The 24,629-nt window shown below is 37.4% G+C and carries 27 protein-coding genes; 25 read left to right on the top strand and 2 right to left on the bottom strand.

What is annotated here, in order from left to right:
* Positions 1-12 precede the first annotated feature (12 nt).
* The gene (locus BMX63_RS10085; RefSeq protein ID WP_093135450.1) at positions 13-387 is read right to left on the bottom strand and encodes a rhodanese-like domain-containing protein; all 375 of its coding nucleotides are present in this window, start codon (positions 385-387) and stop codon (positions 13-15) included.
* Positions 388-976: 589 nt separating this feature from the next.
* Between BMX63_RS10085 and BMX63_RS10080 the strand changes: the two genes are divergently transcribed.
* Both BMX63_RS10080 and BMX63_RS10075 read left to right on the top strand, forming a co-directional pair.
* The gene (locus tag BMX63_RS10080) at positions 977-3,547 is read left to right on the top strand and encodes a vitamin B12-dependent ribonucleotide reductase (RefSeq protein ID WP_093134971.1); all 2,571 of its coding nucleotides are present in this window, start codon (positions 977-979) and stop codon (positions 3,545-3,547) included.
* A 265-nt stretch (positions 3,548-3,812) separates the two neighbouring features.
* The gene (locus BMX63_RS10075; protein WP_093134968.1) at positions 3,813-4,721 is read left to right on the top strand and encodes a patatin-like phospholipase family protein; all 909 of its coding nucleotides are present in this window, start codon (positions 3,813-3,815) and stop codon (positions 4,719-4,721) included.
* A 25-nt stretch (positions 4,722-4,746) separates the two neighbouring features.
* On the opposite strand, the gene BMX63_RS10070 is transcribed toward BMX63_RS10075, so the two are convergent.
* Entirely contained in the window at positions 4,747-5,136 is a 390-nt protein-coding gene (locus BMX63_RS10070; RefSeq protein ID WP_093134966.1) for an SA1362 family protein, read from the bottom strand.
* Between the two features lie 326 nt (positions 5,137-5,462).
* Here BMX63_RS10070 and BMX63_RS10065 point away from each other — a divergent pair, with 326 nt between their 5' ends.
* The 23 genes from BMX63_RS10065 (at position 5,463) to BMX63_RS09955 (ending at position 24,482) form a co-directional block, all read left to right on the top strand.
* Complete coding sequence (locus BMX63_RS10065; protein ID WP_245732806.1) at positions 5,463-5,984, top strand: YqhR family membrane protein; 522 nt, start codon at positions 5,463-5,465, stop codon at positions 5,982-5,984.
* Between the two features lie 56 nt (positions 5,985-6,040).
* Positions 6,041-6,487 carry a type II 3-dehydroquinate dehydratase gene (gene aroQ, locus BMX63_RS10060; RefSeq protein ID WP_093134961.1) on the top strand — a complete coding sequence of 149 codons (447 nt, stop codon included), beginning with the start codon at positions 6,041-6,043 and terminating at the stop codon, positions 6,485-6,487.
* A gap of 1 nt (position 6,488) precedes the next feature.
* Complete coding sequence (locus BMX63_RS10055; RefSeq protein ID WP_093134958.1) at positions 6,489-7,550, top strand: M24 family metallopeptidase; 1,062 nt, start codon at positions 6,489-6,491, stop codon at positions 7,548-7,550.
* 27 nt (positions 7,551-7,577) lie between these two features.
* On the top strand, positions 7,578-8,135 hold the full coding sequence (gene efp / locus BMX63_RS10050) for an elongation factor P (protein ID WP_093134956.1): 558 nt from the start codon (positions 7,578-7,580) through the stop codon (positions 8,133-8,135).
* 259 nt (positions 8,136-8,394) lie between these two features.
* The gene (gene spoIIIAA, locus BMX63_RS10045; protein WP_093134953.1) at positions 8,395-9,369 is read left to right on the top strand and encodes a stage III sporulation protein AA; all 975 of its coding nucleotides are present in this window, start codon (positions 8,395-8,397) and stop codon (positions 9,367-9,369) included.
* Positions 9,314-9,826: a stage III sporulation protein SpoIIIAB gene (spoIIIAB, locus tag BMX63_RS10040; protein WP_342732419.1), complete on the top strand. Its 513-nt coding sequence runs from the start codon at positions 9,314-9,316 to the stop codon at positions 9,824-9,826. The genes spoIIIAA and spoIIIAB overlap by 56 nt, the downstream gene beginning before the upstream one ends.
* Positions 9,827-9,848: 22 nt before the next feature.
* Positions 9,849-10,070 (top strand): stage III sporulation protein AC, encoded by a 222-nt coding sequence (gene spoIIIAC / locus BMX63_RS10035; RefSeq protein WP_093134950.1) that lies wholly within the window; start codon positions 9,849-9,851, stop codon positions 10,068-10,070.
* Between the two features lie 4 nt (positions 10,071-10,074).
* The gene (gene spoIIIAD, locus BMX63_RS10030) at positions 10,075-10,464 is read left to right on the top strand and encodes a stage III sporulation protein AD (RefSeq protein WP_093134948.1); all 390 of its coding nucleotides are present in this window, start codon (positions 10,075-10,077) and stop codon (positions 10,462-10,464) included.
* A 27-nt stretch (positions 10,465-10,491) separates the two neighbouring features.
* The gene (gene spoIIIAE / locus BMX63_RS10025; protein ID WP_093135445.1) at positions 10,492-11,679 is read left to right on the top strand and encodes a stage III sporulation protein AE; all 1,188 of its coding nucleotides are present in this window, start codon (positions 10,492-10,494) and stop codon (positions 11,677-11,679) included.
* 14 nt (positions 11,680-11,693) lie between these two features.
* On the top strand, positions 11,694-12,305 hold the full coding sequence (spoIIIAF, locus tag BMX63_RS10020) for a stage III sporulation protein AF (RefSeq protein WP_093134945.1): 612 nt from the start codon (positions 11,694-11,696) through the stop codon (positions 12,303-12,305).
* Entirely contained in the window at positions 12,302-12,934 is a 633-nt protein-coding gene (gene spoIIIAG, locus BMX63_RS10015; protein ID WP_093134943.1) for a stage III sporulation protein AG, read from the top strand. Before spoIIIAF ends, spoIIIAG begins: the two co-directional genes overlap by 4 nt.
* 14 nt (positions 12,935-12,948) lie before the next feature.
* Positions 12,949-13,536: a SpoIIIAH-like family protein gene (locus BMX63_RS10010; protein ID WP_342732413.1), complete on the top strand. Its 588-nt coding sequence runs from the start codon at positions 12,949-12,951 to the stop codon at positions 13,534-13,536.
* Positions 13,537-13,882: 346 nt separating this feature from the next.
* Entirely contained in the window at positions 13,883-14,401 is a 519-nt protein-coding gene (gene accB, locus BMX63_RS10005; RefSeq protein WP_093134940.1) for an acetyl-CoA carboxylase biotin carboxyl carrier protein, read from the top strand.
* A 13-nt stretch (positions 14,402-14,414) separates the two neighbouring features.
* Entirely contained in the window at positions 14,415-15,770 is a 1,356-nt protein-coding gene (accC, locus tag BMX63_RS10000) for an acetyl-CoA carboxylase biotin carboxylase subunit (RefSeq protein ID WP_093134937.1), read from the top strand.
* Positions 15,771-15,809: 39 nt separating this feature from the next.
* On the top strand, positions 15,810-16,211 hold the full coding sequence (locus BMX63_RS09995) for an Asp23/Gls24 family envelope stress response protein (protein ID WP_093134935.1): 402 nt from the start codon (positions 15,810-15,812) through the stop codon (positions 16,209-16,211).
* Positions 16,212-16,478: 267 nt separating this feature from the next.
* Complete coding sequence (gene nusB / locus BMX63_RS09990; RefSeq protein WP_093134932.1) at positions 16,479-16,865, top strand: transcription antitermination factor NusB; 387 nt, start codon at positions 16,479-16,481, stop codon at positions 16,863-16,865.
* A gap of 202 nt (positions 16,866-17,067) precedes the next feature.
* Positions 17,068-17,928 (top strand): bifunctional methylenetetrahydrofolate dehydrogenase/methenyltetrahydrofolate cyclohydrolase FolD, encoded by an 861-nt coding sequence (gene folD / locus BMX63_RS09985; protein ID WP_093134930.1) that lies wholly within the window; start codon positions 17,068-17,070, stop codon positions 17,926-17,928.
* A 3-nt stretch (positions 17,929-17,931) separates the two neighbouring features.
* Positions 17,932-19,290 carry an exodeoxyribonuclease VII large subunit gene (xseA, locus tag BMX63_RS09980; RefSeq protein ID WP_093134927.1) on the top strand — a complete coding sequence of 453 codons (1,359 nt, stop codon included), beginning with the start codon at positions 17,932-17,934 and terminating at the stop codon, positions 19,288-19,290.
* Positions 19,283-19,519 (top strand): exodeoxyribonuclease VII small subunit, encoded by a 237-nt coding sequence (locus BMX63_RS09975; protein ID WP_093134925.1) that lies wholly within the window; start codon positions 19,283-19,285, stop codon positions 19,517-19,519. The genes xseA and BMX63_RS09975 overlap by 8 nt, the downstream gene beginning before the upstream one ends.
* Positions 19,520-19,527: 8 nt before the next feature.
* Complete coding sequence (locus BMX63_RS09970; RefSeq protein ID WP_093134922.1) at positions 19,528-20,403, top strand: polyprenyl synthetase family protein; 876 nt, start codon at positions 19,528-19,530, stop codon at positions 20,401-20,403.
* 746 nt (positions 20,404-21,149) lie between these two features.
* Entirely contained in the window at positions 21,150-21,752 is a 603-nt protein-coding gene (locus tag BMX63_RS09965; RefSeq protein ID WP_093134919.1) for a hypothetical protein, read from the top strand.
* 16 nt (positions 21,753-21,768) lie between these two features.
* Entirely contained in the window at positions 21,769-23,670 is a 1,902-nt protein-coding gene (dxs, locus tag BMX63_RS09960) for a 1-deoxy-D-xylulose-5-phosphate synthase (protein ID WP_093134917.1), read from the top strand.
* Positions 23,667-24,482 (top strand): TlyA family RNA methyltransferase, encoded by an 816-nt coding sequence (locus BMX63_RS09955; protein ID WP_093134915.1) that lies wholly within the window; start codon positions 23,667-23,669, stop codon positions 24,480-24,482. Before dxs ends, BMX63_RS09955 begins: the two co-directional genes overlap by 4 nt.
* Positions 24,483-24,629 lie beyond the last annotated feature (147 nt).

Below are 24,629 nucleotides of genomic sequence, written 5' to 3'. Positions count from 1 at the left end.
AGCCATAGTCTATTATTTTTTCGTTTTAATTTTGCCGGTCCATTTTTTGAAACCGCCTTTAAGCTGGCTAATATCTTGATAGCCTTTTTTGCGCAGGATATTGGCTGCTCTTATTGACCTTGAACTGCTTTGACAATATAAATAAACAGGTTTGTCCTCTCGTATTTCAACAAGTCGCTGTTTTAATTGGGATAAAGGAATATTTCTCGCACCTAAAATATGGCCTTTATCAAATTCGTTTGGTTCCCTTACATCTATTAATTGGGCTTTGCGATAACCTTGCTTGAATTCTTCTTCTGGTAATGTTTTTACATATCTTCTTTGTAACAGAGACTTAATAAGTGTGTAAATGAGAAAAGCTACGATGAGTATAAAAAGTATTTCCATTCCTGATCCCCTTTCATTGCTAAAACCATCTATATCTATTATATGGATGTTAAAGGAAAGATTCAAAGAATTTTCTCCTATAAAATTTTGGAACTTAACTTTATACTTATATTTGATTCTTAGTGCTTCTGATATAAAAATACGGGAATATCGTAAAAAATACGATATTCCCGTATTTTTCCAAGCACGAAGTTTAGCATAAAAATTTTCATAGCTAAAAATTTTATAAAAAGAAAACAGCGTTTAAACTCCCGCGAAAATGAGGGGTGAGTATGTTAGAAGTATTGCAACCTACAAAATTCGTCATATTTTTCATTTAGGCCGAAATATATCTATTTAGCTTACACTAACGTATTTTTTTAGATAAATACAAAGTTGACAAAATGAAAATGATTCGTTCCAAACACAATATATAGTATATATGATAAAATATTTATACAATATATAGAGAATGGGTATTGAATTCTTCCTGTTTCATATGATAAGTTATTTATATCATCTTTGGAAGTTTACTAGAAATTATTCTTGAATTTATAGCACAATTTTCTAATTTTAAGTACGCAAATGCAAGTGAAAGGATGAGTGGAGTTTGCAAAATGTAAAAGAGGATCAATTACATATTAATGTGGAGCGTTTGAATAAGGATATAAAGCTGTTTCCACAAGTTCACCCGATTACCTCAGATATGAAAATTCTACATAAGGGTGTATCTCGTCTGGTCATGTTAGATCGATATGCTTTTAAGGATACAGAAAAAGTAACCTTGACTGATGGAGATTTTGTTGTATTAACAGTAAAGGAAGATCCAAAATTTCCCGCACGTGGACTTGGAACCATTCAGTCAATTGATTGGGAAAATAAAACAGCTGAGGTTATGGTAGAAGAGGACTTTCGCACTGTACTGGACAACAAAGAAGAGGCTGAAACAGGGCTGATTACAAGGTCACTGGATGTAGTTGAAAAACCATTGGAAGTGTACTATGAGCAAATAGCACTTCGAAATGCAACAGGTTTATCTGATGTAGAACAAACAGAGGAAAAGCAAAAAGAATGGTTTGAAAAGTTTTATGAGCAATTATCGAACCTTAATTTCGTTCCTGCGGGAAGAGTTCTTTATGGAGCGGGAGCTAAAACAGATGTAACGTACTTTAACTGCTACGTAATGCCTTATATTCAGGACTCAAGAGAAGGAATTTCAGAGCACCGTAAACAAGTGATGGAAATTATGAGTCGTGGTGGTGGAGTCGGTACAAATGGTTCTACCTTACGTCCGCGAAACACACTTGCACGTGGGGTTAATGGAAAATCATCCGGATCTGTATCATGGCTTGATGATATAGCGAAGTTGACTCACCTTGTTGAACAGGGAGGATCAAGAAGGGGAGCCCAAATGATTATGTTAGTGGACTCTCATCCAGATATTATTGAATTTATTATTTCCAAGATGCAAAACCCAAGAATTCTAAGATATTTAATTGAAAATACAAATGATGAACTGATCAAAAAGCATGCTCAAGATAAACTGAAATTCACACCATTAACCGAACAGGAAGAAGCGATGTATCAGGGCATTGCCAATTATAAATCCATTCCTGGTCTAGGTGGATTTAATGAACAAATTATTAAGGATGCGGAACAAAAACTACGGGATGGCGGTGTTTTCTCCGTTAACCACCCTGAATTTTTATCTGGTGCAAATATTTCCGTTTGTTTAACCAGAGAATTTATGCAGGCTGTTGAACAGGATAGCGAATATGAGCTTAAATTCCCTGATGTAGAGAACTATGATGAAGAAGAAATGAAGGTTTATAACGAGAAATGGACTGAAGTGGGCGATGTGCGTGAATGGGAAAAGCTTGGCCACAAAGTTCGTGTTCATCGTAAAATCAAAGCTCGTGAACTCTGGGATTTAATTAATATTTGTGCTACGTATTCAGCAGAACCTGGCATTTTCTTCATTGATAATGCAAATGACATGACAAATGCAAAAAGCTATGGACAAAAAGTTGTTGCAACAAATCCTTGTGGGGAGCAGCCTCTCGCACCTTATTCTGTCTGTAATTTAGCTGCTGTTAACTTAGCAGAAATGGCAGACAGCCAAAACAAAAACGTAAATTTTGAAAAGCTGAAACGAACGGTAGAAGTTGGAGTACGTATGCAGGATGATGTCATTGATGCTACGCCATATTTCTTAGAGGAAAACCGTAAGCAGGCGTTAGGCGAGCGTCGGGTTGGTTTAGGAGTGATGGGACTGCATGATCTGTTAATTTATACAGAAACCGAATATGGTTCTGACGAAGGAAACCAATTAGTAGATCAAATCTTTGAGACTATTGCAACAACTGCTTATCGTACATCGATTGAGCTTGCTAAAGAAAAAGGGAGCTTCCCATTCTTAGTAGGAGAAACAGATGAAGAAACGAAAGAACTGCGTAAACGCTTTGTAGAAACAGGCTATATGCAAAAAATGCCTGAAGATATTCGAGAAGGAGTTCTTGAATATGGTATTCGTAACTCTCATTTATTAACCGTAGCCCCTACAGGTTCTACAGGAACAATGGTAGGCGTTTCTACAGGTTTAGAGCCATATTTCTCCTTTACGTATTATCGTAGTGGTCGCCTGGGTAAATTTATGGAGGTCAAAGCAGATATTGTGCAGGAATATTTAGAAGAAAATCCTAATCAGGATCCAAATAATCTGCCAAAATGGTTTGTAACCGCCATGAATCTGTCACCTGAAGCGCATGCTGATACACAATGTGTCATTCAAAATTGGGTTGATTCTTCCATTTCCAAAACGGTAAATGCACCTAAAGGATATACCGTAGACCAAGTTCAAAAAGTTTATGAACGATTATATCGTGGTGGGGCTAAAGGAGGAACGGTTTATGTTGATGGAAGCCGTGATACCCAGGTATTAACGTTAAAAGCGGAAGAAAATACACGAGATGAAGAATCAGAAAGAGTGACGGATCATAAAGAGAACGAAGAACCGGTTGTTGTATTAATGGATACAGTACAGGAACTCGATAAAACAAGTGTGAATATTGGTTCAGAGGTAGGTAACACATGCCCTGTTTGTCGTCAGGGGACCGTTGAAGACATTGGTGGCTGTAATACTTGTACAAATTGTGGAGCACAGTTAAAGTGTGGTTTATAAAACCTCGAATACAATAAAGAATTGTGAAGAAGAATGCGAAACGAGGCTGGGACAAAACCCAGTAATTAAATAAGTGAGGTACTCACCCAGTAAGCTGGTGAGTACCTTTTTTTTAGCTCTAAAATATATAAATGCTGTACAAAAAATTCAGGAACGGTCACATCCGGATGATAAAACAAAGCCCATAAGTTATTCTATTGTTCTAATGAACATGCACTCTTGCTTATACATTTAATAGTTATTAAAAAATGTAAGGATGATAAAAATGAAGGTTGATGGTGTTTTTTCAGGTGGGGGTGTTAAGGCTATAGCCTTTGTTGGGGCATTAGAAGTTGTTGATGAAAAAGGGTTAACCTTTGAACGTGTTGCAGGAACGTCAGCTGGTGCTATTTTAGCTTCATTAATAGCAGCAGGATACAAAACCTCTGAGATTAAAGATTTGTTTATGGATTTGGATTTAGAGTCATTTATGGAGGAAAGCACCATCGAAAAAGTGTTCCCCTTTTTAAAATGGTTACTAATTTATAAACGATTAGGATTATATAAAGGGGATGAATTAGAAAAGTGGATAGCAGATAAGTTATCTGCTAAGGGAATCTATACCTTTGAAGACCTGAAACCAGGTGCATTGAAAATTATTGCATCAGACGTGTCGCTTGGTAAAATCGTTGTGTTTCCTGATGATTTAGAGCGATTATACGGCATTGATGGACTATCATTTCCAATTGCAAGAGCTGTACGAATTAGTGCATCTATACCCTTCTTTTTTATTCCGATTAAACGTATTGAACCAAAGAGTCAAAAAAAGCCCAAGAGTAGAAAAAATATTCTTGTGGATGGAGGACTGTTAAGTAATTTTCCCATCTGGGTCTTTCAATCTGGAATGAAAAAACCGAAGCGCCCGATTTTAGGAATGAAACTAAGCTCATCCTTTGATCAGTTGCCTAAACGAAAAATCAATAATGCTATTGCGATGTTTCAAGCCCTATTTGGTACGATGATAAATGCGCATGATGCACGTTATATTTCCAAATCAGTTGCTACTAAAGTCATGTTCCTCCCTACAGAGGAGTTTGATGCAACGGATTTTTCCTTATCAGCTGCTGAAAAACGAAGACTAATGGCTATAGGAAGAAATAGTGCCTCAAACTATTTTAAAACATGGACTTCATAATGCCTCATTAAAAAAACCGACCGTTTTAAAAAGACGCTCGGTTTTTCTTCTTATCCTTTTTTCCATCAATAACTCGTAAATGAGCGGCACTCCTTGTCGCTTTTGGTTTACCAGGCTGATGGCTTTTATTTCGCTGCTGTCGTACTGTGGCCTTATACATCCGCTGGTTATGGCTGGTATTTCCGTATTTACGTTTCGATTGTTTTACTGCTTTTCGATATTGTTTGGAGAATCCACTTAATCCTCTTCTTTTCATGAAAAAATAGAATATACCAAACAAAATGGCTGCAAATCCTACGGTCATAAGAATATATTTGAAAAGCTGAGCAGTATCAAATAAAAGCTGATAGAAAATACCGAATACGGCGAGGGCCATTATGATATAAACAAATAGATTCATTTTGCGGAATGGCATAGTAATCCTCCTTTCTCATTCACAATCAACTATTGATGAAAAACAAAAAGAAATAGCAGATAACCTGTAATCTCTTATCTTATGTAAAACAATCTTATTAAAATTTTGCCCGATTACAGGAAAAATATTCATTACAATTTGTTTTTAAGAGGAATGAATGGAAGCGATATTAATAAAGGAAGATTTGTACCCTGATAAATTAATATGATGAAATTTCTATATTTATTTTCATTTTACTAGAAAAAAGCGTCAACGTATACAATTTATTATGGAAGAGGCATTTCTTTTATGAAATTGGTTAGGATAACAAAACGGAGGTGGAATCAATGAAAAAGGAAAAACTGGAACAAAATGAGCACGAAAAACCGATGTCATTATTACAAAAGGCATTGTTAACAGGATTTATTGGCGGGATATTTTGGGGACTATTAGGATCTCTTGCTTATTATTTTCATTTTTCAGAGATATCCCATGCAACCTTTACTTTACGTTCTTTTTGGCAGGCCAATTGGACTGCTGGTTTAACTGGGGAAATGGTGAGTGTATTACTGATAGGTGTTTTTTCCATCTTAATCGCATATATTTATTATCTTTTGTTCAAAAAACGTGAGGGCATGATACCGGGTATTTTATATGGAATTGCTATATGGTTTATCTTTATGTACTTCTTTAATCCGATGTTTGTTGCGGTACCAAGTATAGCTGATATGAACATTGACACTGTTATTACAACCATATGTTTATTGATTTTATATGGAACGTTTATTGGTTATTCCATATCCTTTGAATATAAAAGCTTAGAAGATATGAAACAGCAAAGAAAGGAAAATCATTCACAAAATGCGTAGGTAGTATGGTACACTATTTTGTAGACTACTTTCTAGAAACAAGGATGGGGAGAGGTATGAAACGATTACTCCTGCTAAATGGACCTAATTTAAACTTGTTGGGGACAAGAGAGCCAGACATCTATGGACAAAGCGGGCTTGAGGAAATTGAACGGGATTTACAAGCCTTTTTAATAGAGGAAGGCTGGGACTTAATAAGTTTTCAGTCCAATCATGAAGGAGAACTTATAGACGCTATTCATCAAGCGAACCATCAATATGAAGGGATTATCTTTAACCCTGCTGCTTATACACATACAAGCGTTGCATTACGAGATGCTATAAGTGCGGTAAATGTGCCTGTTATTGAAGTACATATTTCAAATGTACACAGTCGAGAGGCATTTAGAAGGGAATCGTTACTTGCACCTGTATGCTGGGGACAAATTGCAGGTCTTGGTACAATAGGGTACAAAGCTGCAGCTCTGGCATTTCTGGAAGAAGATAAAAGAAAGGATGATTAGAGTGGAGAAACTGGACAAATTTAGATCAGCATTAGCCAATCAAGGGTTAGATGGTTTATTGATTACCAGTGAAAAAAACCGTAGATATATGACTGGATTTACAGGAACAGCTGGTGTTGCTCTAATAACAGAACAAGCTGCCCTTTTTGTCACTGATTTCCGTTACACAGAACAAGCAAAGGAACAGGCTAAAGGCTTTGACATTATTGAACATAAAACACCTATCCATAAGGAAGTAGCAAAACAAGTAAAAAGGCTTGGTATTAAGACATTAGGTTTTGAAAAGGACCATATGACTTATAGTACATATGAAACGTATAAAAACGAACTTTCAGTAGATTTGATTCCATCATCTGGTTTGATTGAAAAGCTGCGATTGATAAAAACCAATGACGAAATGAAGCTTATTAAACAAGCATGTGAAATAGCAGATGCAGCTTTTGAGCATATTCTTGGTTATATTAGCCCAGGGGTAAAGGAAATTGATGTATCCAATGAGCTTGAATTCTTTATGAGAAAACAAGGAGCTGAATCTTCCTCTTTTGATATTATTGTAGCATCTGGATACAGATCCGCTCTTCCGCATGGTGTTGCATCTGAAAAAACAATTGAAAAGGGAGAGCTGGTTACACTAGACTTTGGTGCCTATTATAAAGGTTATTGCTCGGACATTACGAGAACAGTTGCTGTTGGCCAAATTAATGATCAATTAAAAGAAATTTATGATACCGTCCTTCAAGCTCAGCTAAAAGGAGTAGATGGAATTAAACCAGGCATAACAGGCATTGAAGCAGATGCATTAACAAGAGATTATATTAAGGAAAAAGGGTATGGTGAATATTTTGGCCATTCCACAGGACATGGTATTGGCTTGGATGTTCATGAAGGTCCAGGCTTATCCTTCCGATCTGAGCAAATACTTGAGCCTGGTATGGTAGTGACAGTTGAACCAGGTATCTATGTATCCGATGTTGGTGGCTGTCGGATTGAGGATGATATAGTAGTAACAGAAAAAGGAAATGAGAGACTGACGTTTGCAAAAAAAGAACTTATTACTTTATAGGTGTTTAGAAAGGGGAAATAAATAAATATGATTTCAGTTAATGATTTTCGTACAGGACAAACCATTGAACTGGATGGTGATATTTGGCAAGTTATGGACTTCCAGCATGTAAAGCCAGGAAAAGGAGCAGCTTTTGTTCGTTCCAAGTTACGTAATCTCCGTAATGGTAATATCCAGGAGCGGACTTTCCGTGCAGGTGAAAAGGTAAATCGCGCTCATTTAGAACGTAGAAATATGCAATATCTATACGCATCCGGAAATGTCCACACCTTTATGGACCAGGAGACTTTTGACCAATTAGAACTTGACTCCTCTCAATTGGAAAATGAATTGTACTACTTAAAAGAAAATATGCAAGTAACCATTTTAATATACGAAGGAGAAACAATTGGTATGGAGTTACCTAATACCGTTGAACTGGAAGTAACGGATACTGAACCTGGAATTAAAGGAGATACAGCTAGTGGAGGGACAAAGCCTGCAACACTTGAAACAGGCTTAACCGTACAAGTACCGTTTTTTGTAAACAATGGAGATGTACTGGTTATTAATACAAGCGATGGAAAGTATGTATCCAGAGCATAATGTAAATAAGGATGTATTGAGCTATCCGTGTGGGTAGCTCTTTTTTGTTGTTGGAATGTGTGATGTGATAAAGATTTTCCACCTGATGAAAACCGTTGTAAAAATGTAATTTTATAAAGGAAGTTAAGAGAAACAGCGACGTATCCGTTTAAAAGAACAGGCGGAATACGTCGCTGTTTTTCCTTTTAACCTTTGTCATAAATTACTCTAACAAGCATAGATTTAAAGTAGAAACTTATAAGTTAAGGAGATTTTTACATTGAATGAAATTCTGCGCTTATTTCCTAAACCAGTAGAAGACAAGCTTCGCAGAGAAATTATGAATTGGAATCAACTGGATGAAATAAGGGTTCGTATTGGGAAGCCAATAGAGCTTGTATTTACAACTTACTCAAGAATGGTTCGTCATCTTATACCAACGGAACAGGATGGTTTATTTATTTTAAATCAATTAAGTGAACATTCCATTTATCGTTTTGAAGACGAGCTTCGAGAGGGATATATCACGATTGAGGGAGGGCATCGAGTTGGTATATCCGGAAAAGTGAATACAGAGAAAGGATATGTAAAAGCCATTCGTCACCTGACCTTTTTTAATATACGAATTGCTAGACAAGTGAGGGACATAAGTAAGCCATATCTACCGCTTTTATATCAGAAAAACTATGTAAATACGCTATTAATAGGACCGCCAAAATGTGGAAAAACCACATTTTTAAGAGATTTGGTTCGATTTATGAGTGACGGTTATCAGTATCTTCCCGCTCAAAAGGTAGGGGTTATTGACGAACGCTCAGAAATTGCTGCTTGTAAAAATGGAATCCCCCAACATGATATAGGGCTTAGAACGGATGTTATGGATGCTTGTCCGAAGGCTGAGGGTATGATGATGATGATCCGGTCAATGTCTCCGAATATTATTGCTGTCGATGAGATCGGATCTAAGGAGGATGTTCAGGGATTATTAGAAGCCCTCTATGCAGGTGTTACCGTCATTAGTAGTGTGCATGGACAAAATCTAGAGGAAATCAAAAGTCGTCCTTCACTACAACCGTTGTTTCGTAACCAAGCATTTAAACGATTTATTACATTTTCCAACCAGCCAAAGCCGGGAACGGTACTTTCTGTAACGAATGAAAATGGACAAACTCAAAACTATGATACAAGGGGTAAGGATTATGAAATGGATTGGAGCCATGCTATTTCTTCTGGCTACAACGCAGATAGGGTTTGATATTGCTAAACGTTTATCAGATCGTCCAAAGCAAATTCGGCAACTAAAGAATGCCCTGCAAATTCTTGAAGCGGAAATTGTCTACGGACAAACGGCTATACATGATGTCTTTAGACAGCTATCTAAACAAATGCCACAACCATTGGCACACTTTTTTGAGGCTTTACATGACAAATTAACGATTAGTCAAACTACTTTATACGATATCTGGAATCCAACCTTAAAAAAATTTTGGAAACAAACAGCCATGAAAAAGAATGAACAGGAAATCATGGATCAATTTGGAAAAACATTAGGCCAGCATGATTTTACTCAGCAGCAAAAACATATTCAACTGGCATTAACCCACCTGGACCGGGAACTGGAAAATGCTGAAGAGGAGAAATATAGATATGGGAGAATGGCGAAAAGCTTAGGGGTGTTAACAGGATTGTTTGTCATCCTGCTACTCATTTAGTGGAAAGGAGTCGGCATTCAAAATGATGAATGAAGTATATCTTTTGTTCCAAATTGCAGGAATCGGTTTAATTGTTGCGATTATTCATACTTTGCTTAAACAAGCTGGAAAAGAGGACTTGGCCCATTGGGCAACTTTAGTTGGATTTATTATCGTCCTACTCGTAGTCCTCGATAGCTTGGCCGAGCTGTTTCAGCAAATTCGTTCGGTCTTTATGTTTCAGGTAATCCTGGGAGGATTCTGAGTGTATGGAGATATTTGAAATTGTCTCCTTTGGAATGCTGGCTGCTATATTAGTTATCATTGTTCGAGATCAGAGCCCTTCGATTTCTTTCTTTATCGTCATGTTAACAGGTATCATTATTTTTTTAGTCCTCATTCAGCATATTGCCGAAATTTTTCGCTTGTTATCTACTTTAACGACGAAAGCCAATATCAATTTTATGTATGTGGAGACGATTTTGAAGATTATTGGCATTGCCTATATCTCTGAATTTGGAGCGCAAATCATCCGGGATGCAGGTCTGAATTCAATTGCTTCCAAGATTGAGCTAGCCGGAAAAATATTTATTCTTGTACTTGCCGTTCCTATTCTAACAGCTGTCGTTGAAACGATTTTAAGCTTTATTCCTGTTTAGGAATTGAAGGGAGCAATTTTTGTGAATGTGTTAAGGAAAAGGTACATATGTGCTCTTCTCGTCGTCTTGTTCTTTTTTCTTCTCCCTAATGAAGTACAAGCTTCCGAATCGAATCCACAGATTAACCCAGAGAAATGGGCCGATGAACAATTGCAGGGTGAGTCCAATGAAAAAATTGGAGATTATTGGTCGAATTTAAAGAATAATTATGGTGAATTTCTACCGGATTTATCGAACAAAGAGTTAACTGATTTTATGAAAGAAGATGCATCTGTTTCGATTCAGAGCTGGATTAATGGTCTTTTAAAATATCTATTTCATGAGTTACTGGCTAATGGAAAATTACTAGGATCACTCATCCTTCTAACTCTTTTTTCCGTAATACTCCAAACGCTGCAAAATGCCTTTGAATCCCAAACCGTAAATAAAGTTGCTTATGCGGTTGTCTATCTTGTTTTGATTACTCTGGCTCTAAGCAGCTTTCAGTTAGCCGTTTCCTATACAAATGATGCCATTGATGCCATGAGCAATTTTATGCTTGCTCTTTTACCTTTAATTTTAAGTATTATGGCATCGGTTGGAAGTATTACATCCATTGCGTTTTTTCATCCCATCATTCTCTTTTTAATTAATGTCAGTGGCTTTTTGATTTCGACGTTTGTTATACCGCTGATCTTCCTGTCAGCTATCCTGCATATCGTAAGCTCGCTTAATGAAAACTATCAGGCAACGAAACTGGCAAACCTATTAAGAAATATCGGCCTATCTGTATTAGGTGTATTTTTTACTATATTTGTGGGTGTGATTTCCGTTCAAGGGGCAACAACGGCGATTACAGATGGACTGGCTGTAAGGACCGCTAAATTTGTAACAGGAAATTTTATTCCGGTCATTGGCAGAATGTTTACGGATGCTGCAGATACGATGTTATCAGCTTCCATGCTGCTAAAAAACACTATAGGTATTGTTGGGGTCATTATTGTTTTAGGTGTGGCTTTATTTCCTGCCATTAAAGTTTTTGTTATCTCCATTATCTATAAATTAGCAGCAGCAATCTTACAACCAGTAGGAGGGGGGCCAGTGATTCATACACTTGATTTGATTAGCAAACACATCATGTATATTTTTGCAGCCTTGCTTGTTGTAACGATGATGTTCTTTTTTGCTATTGTCATTTTAGTAGCCGCCAGTAATTTAACCTTAATGGTACGTTAGGGGATGAGGCTTAAATGTCCTATATACAGGAATGGGTTACAGAAATTATCGTATTTATTTTAATAGCCATGATTGTAGATTTATTACTTCCTCAATCGTCGATGCAAAAATATGTTCGATTTGCGGTAGGGATGATTCTTGTCTTAATTTTTCTACAGCCTTTATTTCATTTGTTTAATGCAAACCCATCACAATTCCTGCAAAATCAACTATTTTCTGAATTTGAGGAATCAGAACAACTAGAAAAAGAGATAGAAAATCAGAAAATAGAAATACAAGCCTCACAACGTGCATATATATTAAACCAGATAGCTGTCCAATTAAAAAAAACGGTTGAAGAGGAGTTGATAAATCAATATGGAGTCATGATTGAAGACATTAATTTTTCCTTTCCAGATAACGCAGAGGAGGTTAATTGGGAGAATCTTGAAATGGTTTCCGTGCAGTTAAAACAAGTGGATAAAGCAGAACGTCAGGAGATTCAGGAAGTAGACATTGATATTGATGAAGAGATAACAAACGAAGAAAATCTGCCAGTAGAAGACATTAAAAATGATTTATCCTCCTTCTGGGAGATATCAAAAGAAAAAATAACAATCAATGAGGAGGGAGGGAATCAGACATGAAGAAGTTTTGGTCTCTATTCAAACTAAGAAAAGATGAAAATGGGAAGCCTACTAAACTTTCATATGTAATGATCCTGGGATTGGTAGGAATCCTGCTTGTGTTAACAAGCAATATATTTAAAGATGACTCAAATGAGACAACCCCCTACTTAGAACAAAATCATAGCAGTACAAACAATAATGGGGCTGAACAATCACACAACGAACCAGATAAGACAGCTATTATTGCCGAAATGGAAAAATCATATGAAAGTGAACTGAATGAACTGTTAAAAAGTATGGAGGGGGTTTCCAATGTTGATGTGATGGTCAACTTAGATGCAACCTCATTAAAAGTTTATGAGAAAAATACAACAACAAATGAACAAACCACTGAAGAAACAGATTCCAATGGAGGAGATCGTACAATAGAGGAATTATCAGAGGAAAAACAAACAGTGATATTACGAAGTCAAAATGATGAATCTCCTTTATTAATTCAAACGAAAAAACCGAAAGTCCGTGGGGTTTTAATTGTGGGAAACGGACTTGAAAATCTGCAAACAGAAGAAATGGTGATTGAAGCAGTATCACGAGTGTTGGATGTTCCGACTCATCGGATATCTGTTCAACCTAAAAAAGATGATTAAGGAGGAATTTTTAAATGATGCTAAAGAAGCAAACAGTGTGGCTATTAACCATGTTAAGTCTATTAATTGTGTTAAGCGTTTATTACATGACTTCACCTGGAGGCGATCAAGTAGCACTTATTAATGACGAAAATGAAGAAAGTTCAGAAGAGACCTCTAATGACGAATCAACAATTGAGACAAATATAACGGAGGGTGAGGCTACTGAAGTGGATGGAAATGGAAATCCAATTTCAGCAACTTCTACCGATGACCTGTTTACACAGCTTAGACTGGAAATCCAGGATATGCGTAGTCAAAAATTGGAACAATTAGATGAAGTGCTAACTTCCAACAGTGCCACAGCAGCAGAAAAGAATGAGGCTATGGAGGAAAAGAATCGTTTAGAAGAAGTACAGACAAAAGAAGGCATTTTAGAAAAAGTCATTCAATCCGAAAAGAATTATTCTGACGTTTTAGTTAGAGCAGAAGACGATGTCGTAAATGTTACCATTAAGGCGGAAGAGCATACTGAGACAGATGCTAATCATATTATGCAAATGGTAAAAGATGAATTTGGAGAAGTATTAGTCGAAGTGAAATACCAGCCAACTAATGGTTGATCATTAGATGACCTTGCCGCCTAAAGCGGCAAGGTTTTCCTTTTGGATTGTTCTTTATATAAGGTAACCCTCTAAACAAGCAGTTGAAGTATAAAGAGCTTTATAAATTCTCCAGGAAAAGTAGCAATCGATACGAAACAGCTATATAGAGGGGAAAAGGATTTGAAAAAAGGGTTTTCACATGCTTTTGTTGAATGTAATTATGTGACGTTTTCTTGCAGGTTGACAGGTGATATAATAGAATATTGTCAGGAGTTATTAGTACCAGTTGCTAATAAGATAACTGCCTACATAAAAAATGGATAAAAAAGATTTTGTAATAAAAAAAGATGAAGGAGTGCCAGACATGTTAAAAGTTCAGGAAATTCGGGAACTCATTAAATTAATTGATGAATCATCGATTAATGAATTTAGTTATGAAGCTGATGGGACAAAGCTTAATCTTAAAAAGCAAATGAGTGCTGAACAGGTTAGCCAGCCAGTAGTTATCCAAAAAGAAACCGACAATCAGGAACTGGCAAAACCAAAGAAAAATGAACCAGTAGTAGCAGAAACCCAGGTAGATGCAAAAAATGAAGAAAAACAAAGCTCAGAATCAGATAATGAGGAAACAGCTAAGGACTATGACGAAGAAATCACTGCACCAATGGTTGGAACGTTTTATAGCTCACCGTCCCCAGACAAAGATTCTTATGTACAGGTTGGCGATAAAATAACAAGTGATTCTGTTGTTTGTATAGTAGAAGCTATGAAGCTGTTTAATGAAATTGAGGCAGAAGTTAGCGGAGAAATTGTCGATATTCTTGTTGAAGATGGAGAATTAGTGGAATATGGACAACCGTTATTTAGAGTGAAGAGCAAGTAAGGGGTTGACTTCGTTGATAAAAAAGTTATTAATCGCAAATAGAGGAGAGATTGCTGTACGTATTATACGTGCATGTAAAGAATTGGGTATAAGAACCGTTGCTGTATATTCAGAACCTGATCAGGAATCATTGCATGTACAGCTAGCAGATGAAGCTTATTGTATTGGACCAGCTTTAAGCAAAGATAGTTACCTGAATGTAACCAATATTATGAGTGTTGCTACTTTAACGGAAGTAGATGCGATTCATCCGGGCTATGGCTTTTTATCGGAGAATCCTGACTTTGCTGAAATCTGCGAGGAATGTAATATTACTTTTGTGGGTCCAACTTCTTACTCCATTCAAAAGATGGGAACCAAGGATGTGGCCAGAGAAACGATGAAACAAGCTGGAGTACCTATTGTGCCAGGTTCTGATGGTATTATTGAAAACGAAGAAGAAGGTTTGAAAATTGCACAGAAAATTGGTTTTCCAGTAATTATTAAGGCAACAGCAGGTGGAGGTGGAAAAGGGATTCGAGTCGCTCGTACAGAAGATGAGTTAATCAATGGGATTCGAATGACTCAAACCGAAGCTGAAACGGCATTTGGCAATCCAGGGGTTTATTTAGAAAAGTTTATTGAGGATTTTCGCCACGTTGAAATCCAGATCTTAGCTGATGAATATGGCAATACCATTCATTTAGGTGAACGGGACTGTACGATACAAAGACGAATGCAAAAATTAATTGAGGAAGCTCCTTCACCAGCTCTTACAGAAGAAATTCGTCAAGAGATGGGTGAGGCTGCTGTAAAAGCTGCAAAAGCAGTAGATTATAGAGGTGCTGGAACTATTGAATTTATTTTCGATCGTGCTGAAAAACGGTTTTATTTTATGGAAATGAATACACGAATACAGGTGGAACATCCAGTCACTGAGCAGATTACAGGAATGGATTTAATTAAAGAACAAATTCGGGTTGCAAATGGCGAACAGCTTTCCTTTAACCAAGAAGATGTTACGTTTACAGGCTGGGCGATTGAGTGTAGAATAAATGCAGAAGATCCAGCCAAAAATTTTATGCCGTCTGCAGGAGACATTCATATGTATCTTCCACCTGGAGGATTAGGTGTACGGGTGGATTCGGCAGCATATTCAGGCTGGAGAATTCCTCCGTATTATGACTCCATGATTGCAAAGCTAATTTCGTTTGGTAAAACACGTGATGAAGCCATTAGACGAATGAGTCGTGCTTTGGATGAATTTGTTATAGATGGTATTCACTCGACGATTCCCTTTCATGAACGGATGATGAAACATGAAGTTTTTAAAGATGGGGATTTTAATACCAAGTTTTTGGAAACCTATCATATAATGGAAGATGAGTAGTGTAAAGGAACTTAAGCACTCAGAAAGGGGTGACTGTAGTTGCAGGATAACAGAATTCTAAATGTAAGCGAGGATACCTCTTTAGGCAATGTTGAAATAGCTCCTGAAGTAATTGAAGTGATTGCGGGTATTGCCGCGAACGAAGTAAAAGGTGTAGCACAAATGCGTGGGAATTTTGCTTCTAATGTAACGGAACGGTTTGGAAAAAAGAATCACGGAAAGGGAATAAAAGTTGAACTAACGGATAAAGGGATAAAGATTGATACATATTCTGTTTTAGAATATGGTGTATCTATCCCAACTGTTGCTCAGCAAATCCAGGATAACATTCGCCAGGCACTGAAAAATATGACCGCTCTTGAGATTGAGGAAGTCAATGTACACATAGTGGCAGTCCAAATAGACACAAAAGAAGAAGAAGGTAGTCCAGAAGAAGTATAACAGTAAAAAAACTGACCGTGGGAAAATCCCTATGGTCAGTTTTTTGCGGATGATGGTTATCCATTTATAATAAAGGTTTGTTTTACGATTGTAATGTACTATGTTCAACAAACAATCTAAAGTGTTCAATAAAAAACATTTCATGAGGCCTGCTTATCATTCGCATTTAACCAGTCCCCTTCCGCTTTTCTTTTACCTGCTAAAATGTTATGATTTTAGGGATAATAGGTGTTGTAAGAAGCATAATGGTGAAAAAGGAGTACAGACATGAATCGTAGAGAAGCTAGAATAAAAGCGTTTCAGATATTATTTCAAATGGATAATCATGATATTGCACCCGAGGATGCTATGAAGTTTGTTATGGAGGGTGAAGCCGGCCATGAGTTTACCAAAGAGCTGGTTCATGGTGTCATTACATATAAAGAAGAGATTGATCGGGCAATTTCCAGTCAATTACTAAACTGGACCTTGAATCGAATTGCTTCTGTTGACCGCACACTTCTGCGAATAGCAGTATATGAAATAAATTATAATGAAACAATTCCGGTAAAGGTTTCCATAAATGAGGCGATTGAAATTGCTAAAGAATATGGTGAAGAAAATTCCGGTAAGTTTATTAACGGTGTTCTCTCTAAAATTGTTTCTGATGAATAGGCTGTGTTAAAGCTTATTGTTGAATTTCTACCAAGTTGATTCGAGCGGGAAGTGCGCAAGAATCCTGCGGAAGAAGTGGTATACTTAAGACCCCGCAGGCGTATGCCGAGGAGGCTCCCGAGCCGCCCGTGGAAAGCGAGCGCAATGGATGAGGAAATCAACACCTATGTTTAACAGAGCCGATAAATAAAGGAGATTATGCATGACTGCAGAAATTATTTATGGAAGTAAAATAGCAGAAAAGATAAGGGCGAATATAAAAGAAGAGGTTCAACACCTTGAAAATAATGGTGTTCGACCTGGTTTGTCGGTTATTATAGTTGGGGATAATCCAGCATCTAAGTCATATGTGAAATTTAAACAGCGTGCATGTGAAAAAGCAGGTATTCAATCAGACGTTATTGAGTTGCCAGAGCATACCACCCAGGAAGAGCTTCTTCATCATGTAAAACAATTAAATGAAGATCCATCTGTACATGGTATCCTCGTACAATTGCCACTCCCAGACCAAATCGATGAAAAGGTCATTATTGAAAGTATTTCTCCAGAAAAGGACGTAGATGGGTTTCATCCATATAACATAGGTCGATTACAAACCGATCAGGATGCCTTTGTGCCGTGTACACCCTTAGGAATTCTGGCAATGGTAAAAGAAAGTAATATTGCAATAACGGGTAAACACGTGGTTGTTGTAGGTAGAAGTAATATTGTAGGGAAGCCGGCAGGACAGTTATTCCTAAATGAGCATGCCACCGTAACATATTGCCACTCTGCAACGAAAGATCTATTTAATATAACCAAGCAAGCGGATATCTTAATTGTAGCCGTTGGAAAGGCAAAAATGATTAAGAAAGAATCGGTAAAAGATGGTGCTGTAGTGATTGATGTGGGCAATAACTATTTATCTGACGGCTCACTTGCAGGGGATGTAGATTTTGAATCTGTAAAGGAAGTTGCTTCTTATATTACCCCAGTACCTAAAGGTGTAGGGCCTATGACGATAACAATGCTTCTTCAAAATACTTTAAAAGCAGCAAAACAAATCTCATCAAAAAGGGGATAAATAATTGTGAAAGATCGGTACTTAACCGTAACGGCTTTAACAAAATATATGAAACGGAAAATTGAAACAGATCGAAATTTAAAACAGGTTTATTTACGCGGGGAAATCTCTAATTTCAAGCGTCACTCCCGAGGACATATGTATTTAACCATAAAGGACGATAAATCGAGAATACAAGCGGTGATGTTTTCAAGCTATAACCGTTTTATAAAGTTTACTCCTGAAGATGGGATGAATGTACTGATTAAGGGAGAAATAGGTGTATATGAACCATATGGTCAGTATCAATTATACATACATGAAATGCAGCCTGATGGGATTGGTTCTCTATATTTAGCTTATGAACAGTTGAAGAAAAAACTGGAGGCAGAAGGGGTTTTTGATCCTCGATTGAAAAAGCCAATCCCATCATATCCAGATCATATAGGTGTCATTACATCCCCTACAGGAGCTGCCATTCGAGACATCTTTACTACGATTAATCGACGGTATCCAATCGTGAAAAAAACGTTACTGCCTGTATTGGTTCAAGGTGAAAATGGCGCAGATTCAATTGTACAAGCCATAGAAAAAGCTAATGCACTTAACCAATTTGATGTCCTCATAGTCGGACGTGGCGGGGGATCCATTGAAGAATTATGGAATTTTAATGAAGAACGTGTAGCTCGTGCTATTGTAAACTCGAATGTACCCGTGATATCTGCAGTAGGGCATGAAACGGATTATACCATCAGTGATTTTGCCGCTGACTTACGGGCTCCGACTCCTACTGGCGCTGCTGAATTAGCCGTCCCTTCATTAAAAGAAGTAGCCGATCGTGTTAAAGTCATGAAAAATCGAATACTCCGTGCATTATATACAAAAACACAAGCAAATCGAGAGCGATTAAATTCACTTAGAGAATCCTACGCTTTTAAATATCCTGTTTATATGTTAAGACAAAAAGAACAGGATTTAGATCGATTATTTGAACAAATGCAGCGGACATCAAAGCAATACTTGCAACGTAAGAAAGAAAATCATCAACATATTTACAGACGGCTGATACAGCATCACCCTAGCCGAAAGATAGAAGACATGCAAAGGAATGTAAATCAAATCACAAACAAGATGAATAAGCAAATGGATTATATTCTGCAACAGAAAGCAACATCCTTTCAAAGAAATGTAGAAAAATTATCATTATTAAATCCGTTAGAAGTCATCCAGCGAGGGTATGCCATTCCATATGATCAACAAAAAAATGTCATTAAAACGGTAAGACAAGTTCAGCCTGGAGATAGAATGTATGTAAAATTAAAGGACGGTTTAGTAGATTGTCAAGTTTGGGGATTAGAAGAGGAGGATCAGCAAAATGAGTGAAGATAATAAAAAGGATATTAGTTTTGAGGATGCAGTGGAAAAGCTCGAAACCATTGTTGAAAAATTAGAAGAAGGTGATGTACCCCTTGAAAAGGCAATTGAATACTATCAAGAGGGTATGAAGTTATCAAAATTTTGTAACGATAAATTAACAAAAGTTGAAAAACAAATGGAACAAATCTTAAATGAACAAGGTGAGTTTGAGCCCTTTTCTATCCAGGAGGATTAATCAATAAGATGGTTTCTCAGTATATTAATAGAAAACAAAAGCTTTTTAATCATGAATTAACGACCAGACTAAATACTTATGAAGTACCGGCAAAACTTAAGGAAGCCATGTATTATTCATTAGATGCTGGCGGAAAAAGACTAAGACCTATTTTGATGATGGCTGCCTTTGAAGCCTACTCGAATGAAGATGAAAAGGTACACGATCCCGCTTTTGCGTTAGAAATGGTTCATACTTATTCATTAATTCATGATGACCTTCCAGCTATGGACAATGATGATTATCGTAGAGGTAAGCCAACCAGCCATAAAAAATTTGATGAGGCAACAGCCATTTTAGCTGGGGATGCCTTATTAACCACAGCCTTCCAGGTAATTAATACCTCAGCTTTCCTAACGGCAGAAGAAAAGGTGTTTTTATCAAGGGAGTTATCTCAAGCTGCAGGGCCAGAAGGAATGGTAGCCGGACAAATACTTGACCTTAATGCCGAAAACAGGAGTTTGTCTCTGGATGAAATAAACCAAATTCATTTGCTTAAAACGGGAAAGCTTATTCGTTTTGCTATTCGAAGTGGTGCTTATTTAGGTGGAGCAACACCGCCACAACTGGAATTAATAGATGAATATGCTACATACCTGGGTCTTATCTTTCAGATTCAGGATGATATATTAGATGTTATTGGAAATGAACAAATACTAGGGAAACCTATTGGAAGTGATGAAAAAAGTAAAAAAAGCACATATCCCAGTATTTTAGGGTTGGAAGGTGCGAAAAAGAACAAGGAAGACTTGATGAATAAGGCGATAGAGGCATTAACGCAGGCAAAAGTGGACAATGACCTCCTATATGACTTTGTTGCGTTTTTAGGCAATCGGGACAGGTAGTTATGGAAAATACTTCTCCACATACAAGATTCCAGAAAGATTGAAAATAATTGTAATTGAGTATGACAATGAAAATATGATAGTATATAGATACCATATAGGGATGGTGCAGTATTCTAGTCGGTCCTCCGTTCCTGAAGGCGGGCCTAAAAATCCGCCAAAGGGCACATCGATGAAGTTCCTTGTGTCGGCTTGAGGCGCCCAGCCTTGGGTCGGTGCTGGGAGTTAAGGTTGCGGGGCGATCCACAAAGGCATGTGGGCGTTGACCCTGCTTCCGCGGAGGCCCATTACTGTGATACTTTGATAGCTCAAAGTATTATGGAATGGGGTATGAACCTGTGAGATAGGGATGGGGAAACTCTATCCACAGCGTAGCCTGCCTTGAGTGGTGTTGAGGGGATATTGGTTAAAAAGTGACAATATAGCTGGCCACTATATTGTTCACCTATCACCAATTGAAATCAACACTGCAAAAGAGGCTAGGGAACGGTTAAAGACTGTCGAGGAAAACTCCTAGACTGTTCCATCAGGACATTTAAAGGAGATTATGGTGCAGGCTAAGTGGTAATCCAGTCTAGCTTCCGGAGACGGGGCTAAGATGAATTTAAAGGGGAACCGCCATTGAGGCAACTCTTGGTATTCATCTGGGAAAACCTACTGGACCTAAGCTGCAATTTTTATCCTTTAGATGACCATCCCTACTTAGTTTTTTCTTATATTTATATTTTACATACAGAGGTATTTAAATGAACGAACATTTTAAAAAATCTTTTCAATTTAGTATAGGAATTGCCGTTATCACCTTCGTGTTAGCGGCACTTTTTTCAATTATTTCATCCATCCTGTTACAAGGTGTAGGCTGGCTTGCTGGCTTGTTAATTGTATTAGGAATTGTGTTAGTTGGTGTCATCTTTGATATGTTTGGAATTGCCGCTACGGCTGCTGATGAGGTCCCTTTTCATTCCATGGCTGCAGAAAAAGTATATGGAGCTAAGCAATCAATCGTCATTGTACGAAACAGAGACCGATTTGCCAGTTTCTGTAACGATGTAATTGGGGATATAGCAGGGATTGTAAGCGGTACTGCTTCAGCTACTGTTGTACTGCAAATAGCGTTTGGGTTTGGCTTTCCTGAAAATTCATCCCAGCACATGCTGATATCCATTACTTTTACCAGTATAGTTGCAGCATTGACAGTAGGAGGAAAAGCCCTGGGAAAGTTCTTTGGTGTCCATGCTTCTACAAAAATTATTTTGTTTGCTGGCAGGGCAATCGCTTTTATGGAACAAAATTTAAGAATAAAAATTCTCCCCTCTTTAAAGAAAAAGAGTAAGAGAAATTCCCAATGAAGGTGAGTGGTCCTTAATGGATCTAAAACTGATTAAAGATCCAGCATTTTTAAAACATTATTCTGTAGAGCAACTGGAGTCATTTGCTAAGGAAATAAGAGAGTTTCTCATTCAGACACTGTCCAAAACAGGAGGGCATTTAGGTCCTAATCTTGGAGTTGTTGAGCTGACATTAGCGCTGCATAAAGAATTTAATAGCCCAAAGGATAAGTTCATATGGGATGTTGGTCATCAATCATACATACATAAGATTTTGACCGGAAGAACCAATCAATTCCATACGTTAAAACAGTATAAGGGGTTATCAGGTTTTCCGAAAAGAATGGAGAGTGAACATGATCATTGGGAAACAGGCCATAGTTCCACATCCTTATCTGCAGCAATGGGGATGGCAATAGCAAGAGATTTAAGAGGGGAAAATCACTATGTGGTGCCTGTAATAGGAGATGGCGCATTAACAGGTGGTATGGCGCTTGAGGCTTTAAATCATATTGGGCATGAAAAAAAGAACCTGACCGTTATTCTAAATGATAATGAAATGTCGATTGCTCCTAATGTAGGTGCATTGCACAATATTTTGGGCCGTTTACGAAGTGCGAATAAATACCACTGGTTCAAGGACGAATTAGAAAGTTTTATGAAAAAAATTCCTGCCTTTGGAGGAAAACTTGCACAAACCGCTGAGTATTTGAAGGATGGGATGAAGTCTTTCATTGTATCTGGTATGTTTTTTGAAGAACTGGGCTTTACGTATTATGGGCCTGTAGACGGTCATAACTTTGAGAGTCTGATTGAAAATATCCGTTACGCCAAAAAAACAGAAGGACCAGTAATTGTACATGTGATCACTAAGAAGGGGAAAGGCTATCACCCTGCTGAACAGGATAAAGTTGGCACATGGCACGGTGTTGGTCCTTATAAAATTGAGTCTGGTGAATCTTTAAAGAAAAAAGGGAAGGGCCCTGCATGGAGTCAGGTGATTAGTGATGCCTTAATCAAAATGGCTCGTATTAATAATAAAGTAGTAGCCATAACACCTGCCATGACCGTTGGATCTAAGCTTGAGAATTTTAAAAAAGAATTCCCGGATCGTTTATATGATGTTGGGATTGCTGAGCAACATGCAACTACACTTTCAGGGGGACTTGCTACCCAAGGAATGAAACCCTTTTTATCCATTTATTCAACGTTCTTACAGCGTGGTTATGACCAAGTCGTTCATGATGTGTGCAGACAAAATTTACATGTTGTGTTTGGCATCGATCGTGCCGGATTAGTGGGGGCAGATGGGGAAACACATCAAGGAGTCTTTGATATTTCCTTTATGCGTCATATTCCCAATATGGTTATCATGATGCCAAAAGATGAAAATGAGGGGCAGCATATGGTCTATACGGCCATTGAATATAGTGATGGCCCTATTGCTATTCGTTATCCAAGAGGAAATGCCAAAGGAATGGAAGTAGATCAGGAATTCAAACAATTTCCTATTGGTTCCTGGGAAGTTCTAAAAGAGGGAGATGACGGTGTAATCCTGACTTTTGGCACAACCATTGATATGGCATTAGAAGCAAGTGAACATATGGAGAAATCAGGTATCTCTATTCGAGTTATAAATGCTCGTTTTATTAAACCACTGGATGAAAAAATGCTGAAGGATATTATGACTGAAGATATACCTGTATTAACCATTGAAGAGCATGTATTACAAGGTGGGTTTGGTAGTGCGGTACTTGAATTTGCTGAAGACCACCATTTTCTTAGAGATTTAACAATCAAGAGAATGGGAATCCAAGATCAATTTATTGAACATGGCAGTGTTAATAAACTTTGGGAGGAAATTGGCTTAACAACAAATGAAGTGGTAAACTCTTTAAAGGAATTAATACCAAATAAGTTAGGACTTGAGCAAGGATGAAGAAAACGAGATTAGACGTATTATTAGTGGAACGAGGTTTTTTTGAAACACGTGAAAAGGCGAAACGGACCGTAATGGCTGGACTAGTTTTTTCTGAGCAGACAAGGTTGGACAAACCAGGGATGAAGGTTAATGCAGATATACCGATACAAATTAAAGGGAAAACCCATAATTATGTAAGTCGTGGAGGATTAAAATTAGAAAAAGCTTTAAAATACTTTGAACTTTCGGTAGAGGACAAAATTATGATCGATATTGGTTCATCAACAGGAGGATTTACGGATTGTGCTCTGCAAAATGGTGCTAAATTAAGCTATGCGATTGATGTAGGGCAAAATCAATTAGATTGGAAATTAAGAAGTGATGACCGAGTTATTGTTATGGAAAAAACGAATTTTCGCTACGTAACTCCTGACCAATTAAAGCAAGGCAGGCCAAACTTTGCCAGCATTGATGTATCCTTTATTTCTCTAAGGATTATTTTACCAGTATTAAAAAGGCTTTTACTTGACGAGAGTGACATTATTGCATTAATTAAGCCCCAGTTTGAAGCTGGTAAAGAACAAGTAGGAAAGAAAGGAATTGTTAGAGATTCAGCTGTCCATAAAGAAGTTTTAACAAACATGATTGAGTTTACGGTCAAGGAAGGCTATTCCGTAGAAAACCTGACTTATTCTCCGATTACTGGTGGTGAAGGAAATGTAGAATTTTTAATCCATCTTAAATGGAGTCGCCAGCAGAATAAAGATATAAATGATTCAATAAACATCGATCAAATAATTGGTGATGCAAATACAGAATTACGAAAATAAGCACAATACCCACCAAGAGACTGCTACTTAGAGATTGTAGTCTCTTTTTTTCTCCATACATGAATGGCTAAATCCCCGCTATCTTCTATTGCCACTTTTCGTTTTTCTTGTTAATTTATAAACAGAGTATTAGAAAACGCTTTGATA

It is taken from the genome of Salinibacillus kushneri (assembly GCF_900111405.1).
GTDB lineage: Bacteria > Bacillota > Bacilli > Bacillales > Alkalibacillaceae > Salinibacillus > Salinibacillus kushneri.
The sequence above is the reverse complement of the archived record's forward strand: the minus strand, read 5'-3'. Positions and strand labels throughout refer to the sequence as shown.

Coding starts and splice junctions, on each gene's coding strand:
- BMX63_RS10085 (WP_093135450.1), bottom strand. CDS start 387: ATGGAAATACTTTTTATACTCATCGTAGCTTTTCTCATTTACACACTT.
- BMX63_RS10075 (WP_093134968.1), top strand. CDS start 3,813: ATGAAGGTTGATGGTGTTTTTTCAGGTGGGGGTGTTAAGGCTATAGCC.
- BMX63_RS10070 (WP_093134966.1), bottom strand. CDS start 5,136: ATGCCATTCCGCAAAATGAATCTATTTGTTTATATCATAATGGCCCTC.
- BMX63_RS10065 (WP_245732806.1), top strand. CDS start 5,463: ATGAAAAAGGAAAAACTGGAACAAAATGAGCACGAAAAACCGATGTCA.
- aroQ (WP_093134961.1), top strand. CDS start 6,041: ATGAAACGATTACTCCTGCTAAATGGACCTAATTTAAACTTGTTGGGG.
- efp (WP_093134956.1), top strand. CDS start 7,578: ATGATTTCAGTTAATGATTTTCGTACAGGACAAACCATTGAACTGGAT.
- spoIIIAB (WP_342732419.1), top strand. CDS start 9,314: ATGAAATGGATTGGAGCCATGCTATTTCTTCTGGCTACAACGCAGATA.
- spoIIIAC (WP_093134950.1), top strand. CDS start 9,849: ATGATGAATGAAGTATATCTTTTGTTCCAAATTGCAGGAATCGGTTTA.
- spoIIIAD (WP_093134948.1), top strand. CDS start 10,075: ATGGAGATATTTGAAATTGTCTCCTTTGGAATGCTGGCTGCTATATTA.
- spoIIIAF (WP_093134945.1), top strand. CDS start 11,694: ATGTCCTATATACAGGAATGGGTTACAGAAATTATCGTATTTATTTTA.
- spoIIIAG (WP_093134943.1), top strand. CDS start 12,302: ATGAAGAAGTTTTGGTCTCTATTCAAACTAAGAAAAGATGAAAATGGG.
- BMX63_RS10010 (WP_342732413.1), top strand. CDS start 12,949: ATGATGCTAAAGAAGCAAACAGTGTGGCTATTAACCATGTTAAGTCTA.
- accB (WP_093134940.1), top strand. CDS start 13,883: ATGTTAAAAGTTCAGGAAATTCGGGAACTCATTAAATTAATTGATGAA.
- nusB (WP_093134932.1), top strand. CDS start 16,479: ATGAATCGTAGAGAAGCTAGAATAAAAGCGTTTCAGATATTATTTCAA.
- folD (WP_093134930.1), top strand. CDS start 17,068: ATGACTGCAGAAATTATTTATGGAAGTAAAATAGCAGAAAAGATAAGG.
- BMX63_RS09975 (WP_093134925.1), top strand. CDS start 19,283: ATGAGTGAAGATAATAAAAAGGATATTAGTTTTGAGGATGCAGTGGAA.
- BMX63_RS09970 (WP_093134922.1), top strand. CDS start 19,528: ATGGTTTCTCAGTATATTAATAGAAAACAAAAGCTTTTTAATCATGAA.
- BMX63_RS09965 (WP_093134919.1), top strand. CDS start 21,150: ATGAACGAACATTTTAAAAAATCTTTTCAATTTAGTATAGGAATTGCC.
- dxs (WP_093134917.1), top strand. CDS start 21,769: ATGGATCTAAAACTGATTAAAGATCCAGCATTTTTAAAACATTATTCT.
- BMX63_RS09955 (WP_093134915.1), top strand. CDS start 23,667: ATGAAGAAAACGAGATTAGACGTATTATTAGTGGAACGAGGTTTTTTT.